General features: G+C 69.6%; 13 protein-coding genes. 9 read left to right on the forward strand and 4 right to left on the reverse strand.

Features of this window, described 5'->3' with window-relative positions:
• Positions 1 to 6: 6 nt before the first annotated feature.
• Positions 7 to 951: a carbohydrate ABC transporter permease gene (locus ACZ61C_RS32380; protein WP_465311653.1), complete on the reverse strand. Its 945-nt coding sequence runs from the start codon at positions 949 to 951 to the stop codon at positions 7 to 9.
• Positions 952 to 964: 13 nt separating this feature from the next.
• Positions 965 to 2,971: an alpha-galactosidase D gene (locus ACZ61C_RS32385; RefSeq protein ID WP_465311654.1), complete on the reverse strand. Its 2,007-nt coding sequence runs from the start codon at positions 2,969 to 2,971 to the stop codon at positions 965 to 967.
• 134 nt (positions 2,972 to 3,105) lie between these two features.
• On the opposite strand from ACZ61C_RS32385, the gene ACZ61C_RS32390 reads away from it, so the two are divergent.
• Entirely contained in the window at positions 3,106 to 4,257 is a 1,152-nt protein-coding gene (locus ACZ61C_RS32390; protein WP_465311655.1) for an AAA family ATPase, read from the forward strand.
• A 138-nt stretch (positions 4,258 to 4,395) separates the two neighbouring features.
• Here ACZ61C_RS32390 and ACZ61C_RS32395 read toward each other — a convergent pair whose 3' ends face one another.
• Positions 4,396 to 5,397, reverse strand: a complete 1,002-nt coding sequence (locus ACZ61C_RS32395; RefSeq protein WP_465311656.1) for a LacI family DNA-binding transcriptional regulator — start codon at positions 5,395 to 5,397, stop codon at positions 4,396 to 4,398.
• 153 nt (positions 5,398 to 5,550) lie between these two features.
• On the opposite strand from ACZ61C_RS32395, the gene ACZ61C_RS32400 reads away from it, so the two are divergent.
• From ACZ61C_RS32400 to ACZ61C_RS32435, 8 genes are all read left to right on the forward strand, one after another.
• Complete coding sequence (locus ACZ61C_RS32400) at positions 5,551 to 6,627, forward strand: ABC transporter substrate-binding protein (RefSeq protein WP_465311657.1); 1,077 nt, start codon at positions 5,551 to 5,553, stop codon at positions 6,625 to 6,627.
• Positions 6,627 to 8,192 (forward strand): sugar ABC transporter ATP-binding protein, encoded by a 1,566-nt coding sequence (locus tag ACZ61C_RS32405; protein WP_465311658.1) that lies wholly within the window; start codon positions 6,627 to 6,629, stop codon positions 8,190 to 8,192. The genes ACZ61C_RS32400 and ACZ61C_RS32405 overlap by 1 nt, the downstream gene beginning before the upstream one ends.
• The gene (locus tag ACZ61C_RS32410; protein ID WP_465311659.1) at positions 8,185 to 9,147 is read left to right on the forward strand and encodes an ABC transporter permease; all 963 of its coding nucleotides are present in this window, start codon (positions 8,185 to 8,187) and stop codon (positions 9,145 to 9,147) included. Before ACZ61C_RS32405 ends, ACZ61C_RS32410 begins: the two co-directional genes overlap by 8 nt.
• Entirely contained in the window at positions 9,144 to 10,118 is a 975-nt protein-coding gene (locus tag ACZ61C_RS32415) for an ABC transporter permease (RefSeq protein WP_465311660.1), read from the forward strand. Before ACZ61C_RS32410 ends, ACZ61C_RS32415 begins: the two co-directional genes overlap by 4 nt.
• Positions 10,119 to 10,146: 28 nt before the next feature.
• Entirely contained in the window at positions 10,147 to 12,618 is a 2,472-nt protein-coding gene (locus ACZ61C_RS32420; protein WP_465311661.1) for a LamG-like jellyroll fold domain-containing protein, read from the forward strand.
• 81 nt (positions 12,619 to 12,699) lie between these two features.
• Complete coding sequence (locus ACZ61C_RS32425) at positions 12,700 to 15,096, forward strand: DNRLRE domain-containing protein (protein ID WP_465311662.1); 2,397 nt, start codon at positions 12,700 to 12,702, stop codon at positions 15,094 to 15,096.
• An 88-nt stretch (positions 15,097 to 15,184) separates the two neighbouring features.
• Positions 15,185 to 15,583, forward strand: coding sequence for a carboxymuconolactone decarboxylase family protein (locus tag ACZ61C_RS32430; RefSeq protein ID WP_465311663.1), 399 nt, complete (start codon positions 15,185 to 15,187; stop codon positions 15,581 to 15,583).
• A complete protein-coding gene (locus ACZ61C_RS32435) occupies positions 15,580 to 16,245 on the forward strand; it encodes a Rossmann-fold NAD(P)-binding domain-containing protein (protein WP_465311664.1) in 666 nt (221 codons plus the stop codon). Before ACZ61C_RS32430 ends, ACZ61C_RS32435 begins: the two co-directional genes overlap by 4 nt.
• Here the strand turns inward: ACZ61C_RS32435 and ACZ61C_RS32440 are convergent.
• Positions 16,205 to 16,846: a TetR/AcrR family transcriptional regulator gene (locus ACZ61C_RS32440; protein ID WP_465311665.1), complete on the reverse strand. Its 642-nt coding sequence runs from the start codon at positions 16,844 to 16,846 to the stop codon at positions 16,205 to 16,207. The genes ACZ61C_RS32435 and ACZ61C_RS32440 overlap by 41 nt on opposite strands.
• Between the last annotated feature and the right edge of the window lie 107 nt (positions 16,847 to 16,953).

Raw genomic sequence — 16,953 nt, forward strand, 5'->3', positions numbered from 1 at the left:
TCCCTCCTAGTCGGTGTCGGACTCGCCGGCGCGAGCCATCCGGAGCTGGGCGAAGGTGACAGCCGCGAGCAACACGAACAACACCAGCGACATGGTGGCGGCGTACCCGAAGTCGAACTGGCCGAACGCCTTGTCGTAGATGTACATCTGCAGCACCTTCGACGCGTTCGCCGGCCCGCCCTTGGTGGTCACCTGCACGATGTCGAAGATCTGGAACGAGCTGATCACGGTCAGCACCACGACCATCACCAGGATCGGCCGCAGCAGCGGCACGGTGAGCCGGCGGAACATCTGCAGCTCGCTCGCGCCGTCGATCCGGCCCGCTTCGTACACAGTGGACGGAATGGTCTGCAGCCCGGCGAAGATCAGCACCGCGTTGTAGCCCATGGACTTCCAGACGTTGAGCCCGGCCAGCGTCGGCACCGCCCAGCCCTGCGAGCCGAAGAACAGCACCGGGTCACCGCCGAGCTTCGTGATCAGGACGTTGACGATGCCGAGCTGCGGGTCGAGCATCCACGACCAGACCAGCGCGGTGACCACGCCGGAGATGAGGAACGGCAGGATCATCAGCCCGCGGACGGTGGCCGACACCGCGAGCCGGTGCAGGATCACCGCCGTCACCAGGGAGACCAGCACGCCCAGGAGCACCGAGAGCACGACGAAGTAGATCGTGACGAGCAGCGAGTGCCAGAACTCGGCGTCGCCGACGAGCTCCTGGAAGTTGCCCAGGCCGATCCAGCGCGGCGCGGTGAGGACGTGGAACTCGGTGAAGCTGAGGTAGAGCCCGCGCAGGGTCGGGTAGGCGAAGAACACCGCGAACCCGGCGAGCGCGGGCGCGATGAGCAGCCACGCGATGGGCGCGTCGTTCCGGTGGGCGGCGGAGCGGCGGTTCTTCGGCGGCGGCGCCGTGGTGGCGGCCCGCAGGGTCGGTCGTTGCGTGGTCACCACCACGGCAGCCTCCTTCTCAGACGGTGATCTTGTCGACGTCGTAGACGTAGCCGGCCTGGTTGCCGATCTGGACCGTGTTGGCCCCGGCCTGCAGGTACACCGGGACGGTGGTCGCCTGCGGGGTGTTCCAGTCGTCGTCGTTGCTCCCGGCGACCGGCAGCGGGAACGACGTCCCGTTGACCGTGACGATGCCGGTGCGGCTGGAGTCGCCGTCCACATAGGACAGCTGCAGCAGGTAGGTGCCCGCCTTCGGGACGGTGACCGTCGGCAGCACGACGTACCCGCTGCCGCCGAGGTAGCCGACCTTCTTGCCATTGCTGCAGGCACAGTCGTAGACGGTGGCGCCGCCCTGCGGGGTGCCGTTCTCCGCTTCGTACGCCTTCGGGCCGTCGGCCGCGGTGGTCGTCACGCCGATCTTCTTGCTGGGCGCGGACGGCCTGCCGTAACGCTGGTTCGCGACGACCGTGAACTCGTTGTTCGTCGACGGCTTGAGGCCGGCGACCGTGGCGGTGGTGCCGGTGGTCGTGGCGACCTTCTTGTTGCCGGCGAAGACGTCGTAGCTCTGCGCGCCCTTAGAGGCGTCCCAGGCGAGCGAAACGCTGGTGCCGGTGGCCGCGGTGCCGTGCACGACCGCCGGGGCCGCGAGGGCGTCGCGGTCACGCGGGGTGACCTTGAACAGGCGGGAGCCGTGCACCGGCAGGTCGGCGGAGGTGGTGCCGACCTCCTTGTGCGCCCAGAGGTCGCGGACCTCGACGGGCCCGGTGATGCCGAGCTGCGCGAGGTCCGCGGTGACGCGGGCGGGCGTCGCGGCGAGGTTGAACAGCGCGACCGTGTAGCTGCCGTCGGCGTTGCGGTTGTACCAGACCTGCTGGTCGGTCGTCTGGCTCACCGGCTTGGCCGGGATCCCGGCCTGGTTGACCGCGATGACCTCGTCGTTGGTGAGGAGCTTGACGCCGTAGTCGTCGAGCTGCGTGAGGTCGTCACCGATGTAGAGCGGCGCGGCTTCGATCGCCCAGAGCGTCATGTAGCTCTGGCGCTCGGCCTGGGTGATGCCGTCCATCTTGCCGCTGCCGACGTCGAGGGAGTCGAGGTTGTTCCAGTGACCGGGACCGGCGTCCGGGATCCACTGCACCACGTCGTTCCAGCGCTGCTTGACCGAGTTGTTCCAGGTCACGAGCGTGTCGCAGTAACACTCGACGTCGGTGTCGACGCGCCAGCCGTTGGTGTTCGCCTTCCAGACGTCGGCCTGGCGGTGGCTGAGCGCCCACGAGACGACGAACTCCATCGGGCGGCCGGTCTTGGCGATCGCCTTGTGCCAGGCCTCGACGTCGGTGGTGTTGGTGTAGTTCTCGCCGCCCTTGAAGGAGCCGGGGCCGACGCCGTCGAGCTTGAGGAAGTCGACACCCCAGGCGGCCAGCAGCTGCGCCACCGAGTCCACGTAGGACTGGGCGCACGGGTTCGTGAAGTCGATCTTGTAGGCGGAGTCCCAGCCGTTGGTCTTGCGCAGGTCGGGGTAGACGAGGTCGCGCGTGTGGCAGTTCGTGGTGCCCGCGATCGGCGAGCTGCCGCCGTTGTAGGCGTTGAGGTCGAGGCCGACGGCCAGGTAGGAGCCGAGCTTCAGGCCCTTCTTGTGGACGTAGTCGGCGACGTACTTCATGCCGTCCGGGAAGGTCGTCGGGTTGACCACCGGGCGGGCGTTCTGGTCGTAGCCGTTCGACCAGCCCGCGTCGATGTTGACGTAGGTGTAGCCGTGCTGCTTGAACTTCGCGGCGAGGACGTCGGCCTGCTGGAGCACGTGCTTTTCGGTGAGCCAGCTGGCCGGGCCGGTCGGGTTGACGCCGGGGTAGTTCGTCGACTCGAGGCTCCAGCTGCTCCAGCCCAGGTAGGGCTTCTGGGCGACCGGTTTCTGGGCCACCGGTTCCGGGGCCTCCGGCTGGGCTTCGGCCGCGGGGGCCGTGAACAGGCCTCCGACCACCATCAGGCCGGCGAGGGCCCCCAAGGCCCGTCTGCCGCGTACTGCCATGACCACTCCTTCGAGGTCGGCGAACCATAGATCCTATAGGATCGATGACACGGAATTCTGACCACGCGCTCGGCTCGTGTCAACGCCTCACCCGGACAAAGATCGGACGAATCCGCGGCGGCTACGTTCGGGGCATGCTGACCACGCTGGCCGTCGGGAACTACCGCTCACTGCGCGACCTGGTGCTGCCGCTGTCCGCGCTGACCGTCGTCACCGGGCCGAACGGCAGCGGCAAGTCGAGCCTGTACCGGGCGCTGCGGCTGCTGGCGGACGCGTCCCGCAACGGCGCGGTGGCGGCCCTGGCGCGCGAAGGCGGCCTGCCGTCAACGCTGTGGGCGGGCCCGGAGAACGGCGCCCGCCCAGGCACGCGGGTCCAGGGCACGGTGCGCACGAAGGCGGTCGGCCTCCGGCTCGGCTTCGCGGGTGACGAGTTCGGCTACGCCCTCGACCTGGGGCTCCCGGTGCCGGGCGACACGATGTTCAACCTCGACCCGGAGTTCAAGCGCGAGGCGGTATGGGCGGGCCCGGTCCTCCGGCCGGCTTCGCTGTTGGCGGACCGGGCAGGCCCTTCGGTCCGCACGCGCGTGGCGTCAGGCGGCTGGGGCGCCGAGACGTACCCGATCCGGCTGACGGACAGCATGCTGAGTGAGTTTTCGGACCCGCGGGCGTGCCCGGAGCTGCTGGTGCTGCGGGAGCGGATCCGGTCGTGGCGCTTCTACGACCACTTCCGCACGGATGCGCCGGCCCCGGCCCGCCGGTCGGTGGTGGGAACCCGCACGGTCGTCCTGTCCCAGGACGGCGCCGACCTGGCGGCAGCGTTGCAGACGATCATGGAGATCGGCCGCGCTTCCGACCTGGCTTCACTGGTGGATGCGGCTTTCCCGGGGTCACGGGTGGAGGTCGTCTCTTCGGACGGTCTGTTGTCGCTCCGTTTTCACCAGCACGGGTTGCTGCGTCCGCTTTCCGCGGCGGAGCTGTCGGATGGGACGTTGCGGTTCCTGCTGTGGGTGGCGGCTTTGCTGACTCCGCGGCCGCCGGAGCTGCTGGTGCTGAACGAGCCGGAGACGTCGCTGCACCCGGACCTGCTGCCGGCGTTGGCGGTTTTGATCGCTACCGCGGCGAAGGAGACCCAGGTGGTCGTGGTTTCCCACGCTTCCCTGCTGACGCGGGCTCTGTCGGAAGTCGCGGAGGTCGGGGAGCTGGAGCTGGAGAAGGAGGCCGGGGAGACGAAGCTGGTCGGCCAGGGACGGCTGGACCGCCCTTCCTGGCATTGGCCCTCCCGCTGACGCGTGCCCAGCCGGACGACACGCGTACCCCAGTGGACGACACGCGTACCTGGACGGACGACTCGATCCGGCTGCGGTCCTCCGCCGTGTCGTCCGCGCAGGTACGCGTGTCGTCTGGCTGGGTACGGCTGCTGACGCTCAGCGGCCCTTGGTGCTCTCCCGGATCTCCAAGGCGAACGGAGTCTGGATGTCCTGCGCCGGCAGGGTCTTGTCCCCCGTGATCCGCCGGTGCACCAGGTCGATCGCCGCCTCCGCCAATGCCGTCTTGTCCGGGGCGATCGTGGTCAGCGCCGGGAGGGAGAACGCGCTCTCTTCGTTGTTGTCGAAGCCCACGATCGCCACGTCCTCCGGGACCCGCAGGCCCAGCTCCGCCACCGCTCGCAGCGCGCCGATCGCCAGGAGGTCGTTGAAGCAGAACACCGCGTCCGGTGGCGAGTCCAACGCCAGCAGCGACCGCATCGCCGCCGCGCCCACCGAGCGGTGCCACTTCTCCGCCGGCGCCACCAGCTCGTCCGAATAGGACAGTCCAGCCTCGGACAACGCCGACCGGTACCCCGCCAGACGCTGGGAAGACGTCCCGCGGGCCGGGTTGCGGCCGATCGCCGCGATCCGGCGGCAGCCCAGCGACGTCAGATGGGACACCGCCGTGTGCGCCGCCAGGACGTTGTCGATCGCCACGTGGTCGATCGGGACGTCGACCGCGTGCTCGCCCAGCATCACCAGCGGGATCTCGCCCGGGGACGGGAAGTCCGCCGCCTCCAGGGCTTCCGGGTGCACCAATGCCCCGTCGACCAGGTGCGGGCCGAGTGACGACAGCGTCGCCCGCTCGCGCTGGCGCGTACCCTGCGTCTGTTCGATCAGGACGCTCCAGCCGCGCTGCTGCGCCGCCGTGATGACCAGCCCCGCCAGCTCGCCGAAGTACGGGATCGACAGCTCCGGCACCATCAGCGCCAGGAACCCCGTGCGGCCGCGGCGCAGGTTGCGCGCGCCGACGTTGGGCCGGTACCCGGTCGCCGCCAGGGCTTCCTCGACGCGCCGCCGGTTTTCCGGCTTCACGAAGGCATAGCCGTTGACCACGTTCGACACCGTCTTCACCGACACTCCGGCGAGCGTGGCGACGTCTTTGAGCGTCACGGTCACGGGCGGCTCCTTCTCAGATGGTGAGCCGAAGCATAGCGACATTTTGCCGGTTTACAACGTTGTTCCAACGATGTAAAAAGTACCTCAAGGCTCCCGCGGTGACTCCGATCACCCCGGTGAGCGGGCCCCACCGTCGCTGCCCGAGGAGTCACCGTGCCGCTGTCCACCCGTCCCCGCCTGGTCCTGGTCACCGCGGCCGCCGCCGCGCTCACCCTCACCTCCTGCACCTCCCGCGAGGAGACGCCCGCCGCCCCCTCGAACGGGAGCGGGCCGGCCGCGTCCGCGCAGTCCGTCGCCCCCAGCGCCGACGGCTGCACCATCGACAAGACCGGTTACCCCAAGGTCGACCTCAAGACCGCGGTGGTCGGTTTCTCCCAGTCCGAAAAGGAAGCCAACCCCTTCCGGATCGCCGAGACGCAGTCCATCAAGGACGAAGCCGCCAAGCTCGGCATCGCGAGTGACAAGCTGCTCGTCACCAACGCCCAGAGCGACCTGAACAAGCAGATCAGCGACATCAAGTCGATGCTCGACCGCGGCGCCCAGCTGCTCGTCGTCGCGCCGCTGAACTCCGACGGCCTCCAGCCCGCGCTCGACGCGGCGAAGGCCAAGAAGGTCCCGGTCGTCACCATCGACCGCAAGGTGACGTCGCAGGCCTGCACCGACTACCTGACCTTCATCGGCTCGAACTTCGTCGAGCAGGGCAAGCGCGCCGCGCAGGCCATGGCGAAGGCCACGGGCGGCAACGGCAAGGTCGCCATCCTGCTCGGCTCCTCGGGCAACAACGTGACCACCGACCGCACCCAGGGCTTCAAGGACGAGCTCGCGAAGACACCCGGCCTGTCCGTGGTCGTCGAGCAGACCGGTGAGTTCGACCGCTCCAAGGGCCAGTCCGTGATGGAGCAGCTCATCCAGAGCCACCCGGACATCACCGCCGTCTACGCCGAGAACGACGAAATGGGCGTCGGCGCGGTCAACGCGCTCAAGACCGCCGGAAAGGCGCCGGGCAAGGACGTCAAGATCGTCTCGGTCGACGGCACCCGCAACGCCGTGCAGCTCATCGCCGACGGCAGCTACAACGCCGTGATCGAGTCCAACCCGCGCTTCGGCCCGCTGGCCTTCCAGACGCTGCAGAAGTTCGAGAGCGGCGAGGCCATCCCGGCGAGCATCGTGATCACCGACGACCAGTACGACGAAACCAACGCGGCGCAGAAGGTCGGGAACGCGTACTGATGACGGCAGCCACCGAAGAGGACGTCGCCATGACGACCGCACCGGTGCTCGAGGTGACCGGGGTGACCAAGCGGTTCCCCGGCACCCTCGCGCTCGACGACGTCAGCTTCGCGCTGCGACCCGGTGAAGTCCACGCGCTCGTCGGTGAGAACGGCGCCGGGAAGTCCACCCTGATCAAGGTGCTCACCGGCGTCTACCAGCCGGACGAGGGCGAGGTGCGCCACCTCGGCGCGCCCGTCACGTTCAGGCAGCCGATCGACGCGCAGCGGGCCGGGATCTCCACGATCTACCAGGAGGTCAACCTCGTCCCGCTGATGAGCATCGCCGGCAACGTCTTCCTCGGCCGCGAGCCGCGGACCAGGGCGGGGCTCGTCGACTGGTCCAAGATGCACGCCGACGCCCGCGAGCTGCTCAAGGGCTACGGCATCCACGACGACGTCAAGCGCCCGCTGCACACGCTGGCGGTGGGCGCGCAGCAGATGGTCGCGCTCGCCCGGGCGGTCTCGACCGACGCCAAGGTCGTCATCATGGACGAACCGACGTCGTCGCTCGAGCCGCGCGAGGTCGAGACGCTGTTCGAAGTGCTGAACCGCCTGCACGGCGAGGGCATCGCGATCATCTACGTCAGCCACCGCATGGACGAGCTGTACCGGGTCTGCCAGAGCGTCACCGTGCTGCGCGACGGCCGGGTCGTCCACAGTGGACCGTTGAAGGACCTGCCGCGCATCGAGCTCGTGTCCAAGATGCTCGGCCGGGAGATCAAGCAGATCCGCGAGGAAGGTGTCACGGCGTTCGGCGAGGAACACGACGTCGAACGCGAGCCGCTGCTCAAGGCCGAGAACCTGAGCGGCATGCGGCGGCTGCACGATGTGTCGGTGAGCATCCGGCCCGGCGAGGTCGTCGGCCTCGCCGGCCTGCTCGGCTCCGGCCGCAGCGAGACGGCGCGGGCCATCGTCGGCGCGTTCCCGCTCGACGGCGGATCCGTGCTGCTGGCCGGGAAACCGCTCAAGAAGGGCAAGATCAAGGCCGCCATGCGGGCCGGGATCGCGCTGCTGGCCGAGGACCGCAAGACCGACGGGATCATCCCGAACCTGTCGGTCCGCGAGAACATCGTGCTCGCCGCGCTGCCGACGCTCTCGCCGTTCGGCCTGGTCAGCAAGGCCAAGCAGGACAAGGTCGTGAAGATCTTCATGGACCGCCTGCGGATCAAGGCGTCGAGCCCGGAGCAGAAGGTGTCCGAGCTGTCCGGTGGCAACCAGCAGAAGGTGCTGCTCGCCCGCTGGCTCGCCACCGGCCCGAAGATCCTGCTGCTCGACGAGCCCACGCGCGGCATCGACGTCGGCGCGAAGGCCGAAGTGCAGGCACTGATCGACGAGCTCGCGCAGGAAGGCCTCGGCGTGCTGCTCATCTCGTCCGAGCTGGAAGAGCTGATCGACGGCTCCGACCGCGTGGTCGTGCTGCGCGACGGCTCGGTCGTCGGGGAGCTGACCGGCGAGGGCATCACCGAGGAGAACGTCCTGACCGCGATAGCCGCTGAGACCACCGAGGGTGACAACGATGTCTAGCGCCACCCTGACCCGATCCCCCGACCGCGCGAAAGTCACCGCGTGGCTGCAGAACTACGGCGTCTACCTGGCCGTTGTCGTGCTGCTGCTGTTCAACGTCCTGTTCACCGAGAACTTCCTGTCCGCGGCCAACTTCCGCACCCAGCTGGTGCAGGCGGCGCCGGTCTGCATCGTCGCGCTCGGCATGGCGCTGGTGATCGGCACCGAGGGCATCGACCTGTCGGTCGGTTCGGTGATGGCGATCGCCGCCGCGCTCATCCCGCTCTACCTCGGCGCCGGGCCGCTGATGGCGGTCGTCGTCGCGACCATCGCCGGGATCGTGTCCGGCCTGTTCAGCGGCTACCTGGTGGCGTACCTGGGGATCCAGCCGATCATCGCGACACTGGCGTTGCTCGTCGGCGGCCGTGGGCTCGCGCTCGTGATCGCCCACGGCCAGCTCGTCCAGCTGCACAACCAGGACTTCCTGGAGCTGGGCACCGGGGACTTCCTCGGCGTGCCGATCATGGTCATCGTCGCGGGGGTGCTCGCGGTGCTGGCCGGGCTGGTCGTGCAGCGCACGACGTTCGGCAGGCACCTGGTCGCGGTCGGCGGCAACCGCGCCGCCAGCAGCCTGGCCGGCCTGCCGGTGAAGCGGGTGCTCATCAGCGTCTACGTCATCTCCGGGGCGCTGGCCGCGGTGGCCGGCGTGCTGGCGACGTCGCGGCTGGCCGCCAGCGACCCGAGCGACGCCGGCCTGCTCATGGAGCTGTCCGCGATCACCGCGGTCGTCGTCGGCGGCACCCCGCTGACCGGCGGCCGGGTCCGCGTGCTCGGCACCGTGTTCGGCGCGCTGCTCATGCAGCTCGTCCAAGCCACCCTGATCAAGCACAACCTGCCGGACTCCACCGCGCAGATGGTCCAGGCGGCCATCATCGTCGTCGCGGTCTACGTCGCACGCGAGCGGAGCAACAGATGACAGCGACCCAGACCCAGGCCCGCAACGCGGCCTTCGCCGGGGTTCTGCAGCGCCAGGGCGCGGCCGTCGTCCTCGTGCTCGGCATCTTCGCTTCGTGGTTCGCGTTCCCGCACTTCGGTTCCCCGGACAACCTCCGCAACCTGGTGCTGCAGGGCTCGTTCCTCGCGGTGATCGCGCTCGGCATGACGTTCGTGATCATCTCCGGCGGCATCGACCTCTCAGTCGGCTCGAACTACGCGCTCGGCGGGGTCCTCGCCGCGTACGGCGCGCAGTACGGCTTCGTCGTCGCGATCCTGCTGCCACTGGTGGTGTGTTCGTTGATCGGGCTGATCAACGGCCTGCTCATCGCCCGCACCGGGATGGCGCCGTTCATCGTCACGCTGGCGACGCTGCTGTTCGCCCGGGGACTGTTGCTCGCCCTGACGTCCGAAGGCTCGACGACGTACAAGGTCGAGCCCGGCTCGGCGTTCCTCTGGCTCGGCCAGGGCACGATCTTCGGCATCGGCGTGCCGGTGTACATCACGCTCGTGCTGTTCGCGCTCGGCGGGCTGCTGCTGCGCCGCACGCAGTTCGGGCAGTCCGTGTTCGCCATCGGCGGCGCCGAGAACTCCGCGATGCTGATGGGCCTTCCGGTGGCCCGCACCAAGATCAGCCTCTACACCCTCAGCGGCGCGCTCGCCGGGTTCGCCGGCGTCCTCACCGCCGCGTACCTGCAGTCCGGCGTCACCGTGATCGGCGTCGGCACCGAGCTGGACGCGATCTCGGTCGTCGTCATCGGCGGCACGCTGCTCACCGGCGGCGCCGGCACGATCATCGGCACGCTCGTCGGCGTGCTGCTGCGCACGCTCATCCAGAACGTCATCAACCAGATCGGCACCCTCGACTCCAACTACCAGACGGTGGTGAGCGGGGCCTTCCTGCTCGTCGTCGTGGTGATCCAGCGCCTCTTGGCGCGCTCCCGAACCCGCTGAACCCTGTCCCCTACCAGGAGGTTCAACGATGTTCCGCCCTGCCCGCTGGGCTGTCGCCCTGGCACTCGCCGTCACGGGACTCACGGTCCCAGCGGCACACGCCGCGTCGTCACCGCAATGGCAGCGGCTGACCCCGCCGCTGTCGACACCGTGGACGAAGGACGTCTCGCCGTCCAACGCCCTCCCCGACTACCCGCGGCCGCAGCTGACCCGCGACAACTGGCAGAACCTCAACGGCGTCTGGGAGTTCGCCAAGGCGACCCCGGGTGAGGCCGCGCCGGTCGGGAAGACGCTCGGCGAGCGGATCCTCGTGCCGTACCCGGTCGAGTCCGCGCTGTCCGGGATCATGCGGCACGAGACGAACATGTGGTACCGCCGCACGTTCGAGGTGCCGAAGAACTGGCAGATCGGCAAGGGACAGCGGCTGCAGCTGCACTTCCAGGCCGTCGACTACGACGCCACGGTGATCGTCAACGGCAAGACCGTCGGCCGCCACACCGGCGGGTACGACGCGTGGTCCGTCGACGTCACCGACGCGCTGACCACCAAGAAGACGCAGGAGATCGTCGTCGGCGTCGCCGACCCGAACGACCAGGGCGGGCAGCCGATCGGCAAGCAGCGCCAGCCCGGTGACGGCATCTTCTACACGCCGTCCTCCGGCATCTGGCAGACCGTCTGGATGGAGCCGGTGGCGTCCGCGCACATCGACCGCCTCGACGTGACGCCGGACGTCGCGAGCGGCTCGGTCACGGTGAACGCCGTGGTCGGCGGGCCGGTCAAGCAGCGCGTCGAGGCCGTCGCCTACGACCACGGCCGCCCGGTCGGGCGCGTGTCCGGCGACGCGAACAAGCCGTTGAAGCTCAAGGTGGACCGGCCGCACCTGTGGTCGCCGGACGACCCGTTCCTCTACGACCTGCGCGTGCGTCTGTCCACAGGGGACGAAGTCGGCTCGTACTTCGGCCTCCGGTCGATCAGCGTCGGCAAGACCGCCGACGGCAAGCAGCGGATGCTGCTCAACGGCAAGTTCGTCATGCAGGTCGGCCCGCTCGACCAGGGTTTCTGGCCGGACGGCATCTACACCGCGCCGACCGACGCGGCGCTGAAGTTCGACCTGCAGCAGGAGAAGGCGCTCGGCTTCAACATGGTGCGCAAGCACATCAAGGTCGAGCCGGACCGCTGGTACTACTACGCCGACAAGCTGGGCCTGATGGTCTGGCAGGACATGCCGGCGATGAAGGACGACATCGAGCCGTCCGCGGCCTCGCGCGTCAACTACGAGTCCGAGATGCACCGGATGATCGACCAGCACCGCAGCTTCCCGTCGATCGTCACGTGGGTGCCGTTCAACGAAGGCTGGGGCGACTACGAGGTCGGCCGGATCGCCGACGAGGTCAAGTCGTGGGACCCGTCACGGCTGGTGAACGCCGAGTCCGGCGTCAACTGCTGCCGGTCCGAACCGGACAGCGGCAAAGGTGACATCTACGACGACCACACCTACACCGGGCCCGGAACGCCGGTGCAAACCGGAACCCGCGCGGCCGTCGACGGCGAGTACGGCGGCCTCGGCCTGAAGGTCGCCGGGCACGAGTTCGACCCGGCGGGCAGCTTCGCCTACGAGATGGAGCCCGACAGCGCGACACTGACCCGGCGCTACGGCGAGCTCCAGCAGCGCCTGCTGCTGGTCGCCCAGCGGTGTGGTGTCTCGGCGGGTGTCTACACGCAGACCACCGACGTCGAGAAGGAGGTCAACGGCTTCTTCACCTACGACCGGCAGGTGAAGAAGATGGACTTCGCGGCGGTCCGCGCGGCCAACGAGGCGGTCATCAAGGGCGCCACGGGCAAGCCGGTGGCCGGGCCTTCGGTGCCCGCGGGAACGCCGGGGATCGACGGCATCGCGGCGTACGGGTTCGACGAGAACACCGGCACGACGGCCGCGGACTCGGTCGGCGACCACGACGCCACGCTCGTCGGCGGCGCGTCCTGGACCGAGGGCAAGAGCGGTTCGGCCTTGGCGGTCAACGGTTCCGGCCAGTTCGCCGACACGAACGCGACCCTGGTGAACACCGAAGGCAGCTACAGCGCGGCGGCGTGGGTCAAGTTCACCGCCGTGGGCGACGGCTTCCAGACGATCGTCAGCCAGGACGGCGACAGCACCAGCGCCTTCTTCCTGCAGTACTCGGGCGCGGACCACCGGCTCGCGATGAGCTTCGTGGGCACGCGGGCGCTGGCGCCCACGGCTCCGGAACCGAACCGCTGGTACCACGTGGTCGGCGTCCGCGACGCGGCCGCGGGCACGCTCAAGCTCTATGTGGACGGTCAGCTCGCCGCCACGAAGAGCGTCTGCCTCGGTGACCCGTCCACCGGCCACACCGTGATCGGGCGCGGCAAGTACGGCGGCAACCCGGTCGACTACCTCAACGGCGCGGTCGACCAGGTCCACGTCTACGACCGGGCGCTGTCCGATGCGGACGTCAGCGCGTTGTACTCCAGCGGGAAGTAAAGGCAACCGGTAACACCCCCTGTGCGTGTGCGATAGCGGTATGGCCGTAGTCCGCGGCCACCGGGTGCACACGCACAGGGGGTGAGCCTTTTGGGCTCTCGAAGATCGTTCCTGCCCGCCAGAGCGGGCGTCCTCACACTCGTCACGGCGCTGGTCGCGGCCGGCGCCGCGGTGCTCACCGCGAGCCCGGCCTCGGCGCAGACGGTCACCGAGACCGCGGCCTCGTCGTGGGCCTACGTCGACTCGGCGGCGCCGAAGGCGAGTTTCGTCAACCCGCGCGGGAACGCGCCGGTCGGCGCGCACGTCTACGCCGGCGGCACCAACCACGTGTCCAAGTCCTACTTCACCTTCGACATCTCCGCGCTGAAGGGCAACCCGCTCGAGCGCGCGTACGTGAGCATCGGCGAAACCGCCGTCACCGACTGCTCCCACCCGCGGTCGACCGAGGTCTGGCTGACCGACCCGGCGAAGAAGCCGACCTGGAACACCCAGCCGGCGGAGCTCGTCAAGGCCACCGGCCCGTACATCGACTCCTCGTGCCCGTCGCCGAAGGTGACGTGGACGGTCACCGCGGCGATCCAGGCCGCGCTCGACGCCGGCCGCACCACGGCGACGTTCGTCCTGCGGCTGCCCGACAACCAGCAGAACGACCTGGCGCTCGGCCGGGAGTACGACCCGAAGGCGGTGCTCGGGCTCACCTTCGACAAGGTGCCGGGCAAGCCGTCCGGGCTCACCGTCAACTACCAGGCGTGCACGGCGAAGCCCCTCGTGGTCTCGCGCCAGGCGCACCTGAGCGCCACCGTGCCCGACGGGGACGACTCGATCACCGACGGGGAGTTCGCGTTCTGGCCCGCCGACGCGCCGGACCAGCGCAAGACGGTCGGCACCATGGGCGCCGGCTTCAACGGCGAGATCTGGACCGACGCGGACTCGTTCCTCACCGAAGGCGTCACCTACGTCTGGCAGGCGCGGGGCAAGGACTACCAGGGCGTCTGGGGACCGTGGAGCGGCACCTGCAAGTTCACCACGGACTTCACCCCGCCCGCGGCGGCCCCGGTGATCACCTCGCCCGACTACGTCTACGAGTACCCGGGCACCGGCGGCACCGGCGTGCCGGGCACGTTCGTGTTCGACGCCAAGGGGGACAAGGACGTCGTCGGCTTCCAGTGGGACGGCGGGTACGTCGCCGCCGACCGCAAGGGCGGCAAGGCGACCGTCCGGTACGCGCCCCGCAGCAGCGGGCCGGTGGGCATCGGCGCGGTGTCGGTCGACGCGGCGGGCAACCAGTCGCCTTCGGCCGGCTACCGGTTCTGGGTGGCTTCCAACGAGCCCGGGGTCACCTGCGCGCCGTTCGACGACTTCGTCGGCGTGACGCGGACGTGCACGTTCACGCCCGTCGGCGGCACCCCGGTCACGGCGTACGTCTACCACGTGGGCGACCAGGCGGAGGACGAGGTGGCCGCCGGCCCCGACGGGACGGCGACCGTGCCGGTCACCCCGACCGATCCGCAGCTCACCTACGTCCAGTTGTCCGTGCAGGCCAAGCTCGCCACCGGCTACCTGACGTCGGAGAGCACCGAAGCGTTCTTCGTCGAGCCGGGCGAGCCGGAGGTCGAGTCGCTGACCGCGAACCCGACCCAGGGCCTGCCCGCGCAGTTCCGGGCGCACGCCGTGCTGCCCGGGTCCGTTTCGTTCACCTACCACTGGAACGACGGCGAGTGGGTCACCGTGCCGCTCGACGCGGACGGCACCGCGACCGTCACGGTCACGCCGGCGACGTCGTTCTCGGGCTCGCTCTACGGCTACACCACCACCGCTTCGGGCCAGAACTCCGGCTGGGGTGGCGTGAACGTCTCGGTCGCTTCGAACAAGCCGAAGGTGACGAGCGCGGAGTACCCGGAGGGCGGCGACATGACCGGCGCGGTCGGCAGCCCGGGCACGTTCGTGTTCTCCTCGCCCGTGCCGGGCGCGGTCAGCTACACCTACGCCTTCGACAACGGTCCCTCGGGGACGGTGGCCGCGGGGCCGGACGGCACCGCGAGCGTCGTCTTCGCGCCGACGGTGCCCTACATCAACGGCGTCCGGGTGACCACGAAGTTCGCCAACGGCTCGGTGTCCGAGCAGGGTGGCTACACGTTCTACGTCAACTACTCGGCGCCGCGGTTCTCGTGTGACGTACCCGGCTGGTCCGTGTCGCCCGGGCAGCACATCCAGTGCACCCTGACGCCGGTGCAGGCGAACCTCGCCTCCTATGGGTACGCCCTGGGCTCCGGCCCGGAGACGACGGTGGCGCCCGGGCCCGACGGTTCGGCGACGGTCGGCTTCGACGTGCCGGCCGACCAGCCGAACGGGTCGTACGTGCAGCTGCGGTTCTGGAGCACGAACACGGCGGGCACCCGCACGGAGGAGACCGGAACCAGCTTCTCCGTCTACGTGAACACCGGCTTGTCGGCCCGGGGCACCACGCTGGCGATCTGACATCCGTTCGGCCGGGGCCGCACCGGGAGCCTCCCGGTGCGGCCCTGTTTTTGACCTGGAGCGTGCTCCAGGGGCTACCGTCGAAGCCATGACCGATGATCGTTTCGCACGCGGCCGCGAAGCCCTGGTGGACCTCAACGGCGAGGAGGTCGCGCAGCGGGTGCTCGACAGCCTCGAAGACATTTCGCCGAAGCTGGCAGACAGCCTCGTCTCGTGGGGCTTCGGCGAGATCTACACGCGGCCGCAGCTGGTGCCGCGGGACCGGCAGCTCGTCACGCTCGGCATGCTGACCGCCCTCGGCGGGTGCGAGCCGCAGCTGGAGGTGCACGTCAACGCGTCGCTGAACGCGGGGCTGACCCCGGCGGAGATCGTGGAGGCGCTGCTGCAGTCGGCGGCCTACTGCGGGTTCCCGCGGGCGCTGAACGCGACCGCCGTGGCCAAGAAGGTCTTCAGCGACCGCGGCCTGCTGCCGATGACCGGCGCATGAGAGTCGTTCTCTTCGGCGCGACCGGCATGGTCGGGCAAGGCGTGCTCCGGGAATGCCTGCTCGACGAGCGGGTCGAAGCGGTGCTCGCGGTCGGCCGGACGCCGCTCGGGGTCACCGACCCGAAGCTCACCGAGGTCGTCGAGAAGGACCTCTTCGCGCTCGAGCCGATCACCGGGTACGACGTGTGCTTCTTCTGCCTCGGGGTGTCTTCGGTGGGCATGAAACCGGAGGAGTACGAGCGGATCACCTACCAGCTCACCCTTTCGGTGGCCGGAAAGCTGCCGGCGGACACCACGTTCGGGTACGTCTCGGGCCAGGGCGCCGACAGCAGCGAACGCGGCCGCGTCCGCTGGGCGCGGGTCAAGGGCGCCACGGAGAACGCGCTGGCGAAGCTGCCGCTCAAGGCGTTCGCCTTCCGGCCCGGCTACATCCAGCCGATGCACGGGATCACGTCGAAGACCACGCTGTACCGCACGCTCTACCGCGTGGCGATGCCGCTGTACCCGGTGCTGCGGCGGCTGTTCCCCGGCTTCGTCACGACCAACCAGGAGATCGGCCTGGCGATGCTGGAGGTCGCCGAGAACGGCTACGAGAAGGCCGTTCTCGAGAACACCGACATCGTCACCGCCGCCGCGCGACGAGCCCGGCCAGCAGGTTCGTGAGCCCTTCGGTCAGCCCGTCCGCGAACGACGGCACGCCGCCCAGCTCGGCGGCGGCCGCCGCCACCACGTCGGTGGGGTTGGCCAGCGGCCAGGCCCCGGACACCAGCACCACGACCGCGAGCGCGAAGTGCGCGGCGGCGTCGTCCGACAGCTCCGGCACCTGCTTGCGGACCAGCGTGGCGAGCCGCCCGGTGTTCGCCGCCGCCCGGCGCTTGAAGTCGCGGGCGAACTCCAGCGAGATGTTGCGCTCCAGCACCGGGGCCATCGAGCTGACCAGTTCGCACAGCAGCCTTCGCCCGGCGAGTGTCCCGGCGATGGCGGCCGCGACCCGCTCGTGGTCCACCGGCTCGCCGAAAGCGCCGTCGAGGTGGTCGAGCCAGTCCGTCCACTCGCCGTCGAGGACCTCGAGGAAGACCGCCTCGCGGCTGTCGAAGTAGCGGAGCACGTTGGACTTCGCGAGCCCGACGTGGCACGCCAGCTCACGCAGGCTGATCTCGGCGACCGGCCGCTCCGCGAGCAGCTCCCGCGCGGCGGCGAGGATCGCGGTGCGCCGCGCCTCGACCTGCTCGGGACGGCGGGCGCGCTGGAATCCGGCGCTCATGGCGCCGAGATTACCAATCCGGCCAAAAGCAGGCCGCCCCTCGAGCGGCAGGCAACCGTTGCCACGAGGGCCATTCGGCCGTGACTGTGGTCGGATTGGTAAAGACC

It is taken from the genome of Amycolatopsis sp. NPDC104587, from assembly GCF_055583645.1.

What these genes read in the sequence shown, in the direction of transcription:
- ACZ61C_RS32385 (WP_465311654.1), bottom strand. Translation starts at nt 2,971, where the DNA reads ATGGCAGTACGCGGCAGACGGGCCTTGGGGGCCCTCGCCGGCCTGATG.
- ACZ61C_RS32390 (WP_465311655.1), top strand. Translation starts at nt 3,106, where the DNA reads ATGCTGACCACGCTGGCCGTCGGGAACTACCGCTCACTGCGCGACCTG.
- ACZ61C_RS32405 (WP_465311658.1), top strand. Translation starts at nt 6,627, where the DNA reads ATGACGGCAGCCACCGAAGAGGACGTCGCCATGACGACCGCACCGGTG.
- ACZ61C_RS32410 (WP_465311659.1), top strand. Translation starts at nt 8,185, where the DNA reads ATGTCTAGCGCCACCCTGACCCGATCCCCCGACCGCGCGAAAGTCACC.
- ACZ61C_RS32415 (WP_465311660.1), top strand. Translation starts at nt 9,144, where the DNA reads ATGACAGCGACCCAGACCCAGGCCCGCAACGCGGCCTTCGCCGGGGTT.
- ACZ61C_RS32420 (WP_465311661.1), top strand. Translation starts at nt 10,147, where the DNA reads ATGTTCCGCCCTGCCCGCTGGGCTGTCGCCCTGGCACTCGCCGTCACG.
- ACZ61C_RS32430 (WP_465311663.1), top strand. Translation starts at nt 15,185, where the DNA reads ATGACCGATGATCGTTTCGCACGCGGCCGCGAAGCCCTGGTGGACCTC.
- ACZ61C_RS32435 (WP_465311664.1), top strand. Translation starts at nt 15,580, where the DNA reads ATGAGAGTCGTTCTCTTCGGCGCGACCGGCATGGTCGGGCAAGGCGTG.
- ACZ61C_RS32440 (WP_465311665.1), bottom strand. Translation starts at nt 16,846, where the DNA reads ATGAGCGCCGGATTCCAGCGCGCCCGCCGTCCCGAGCAGGTCGAGGCG.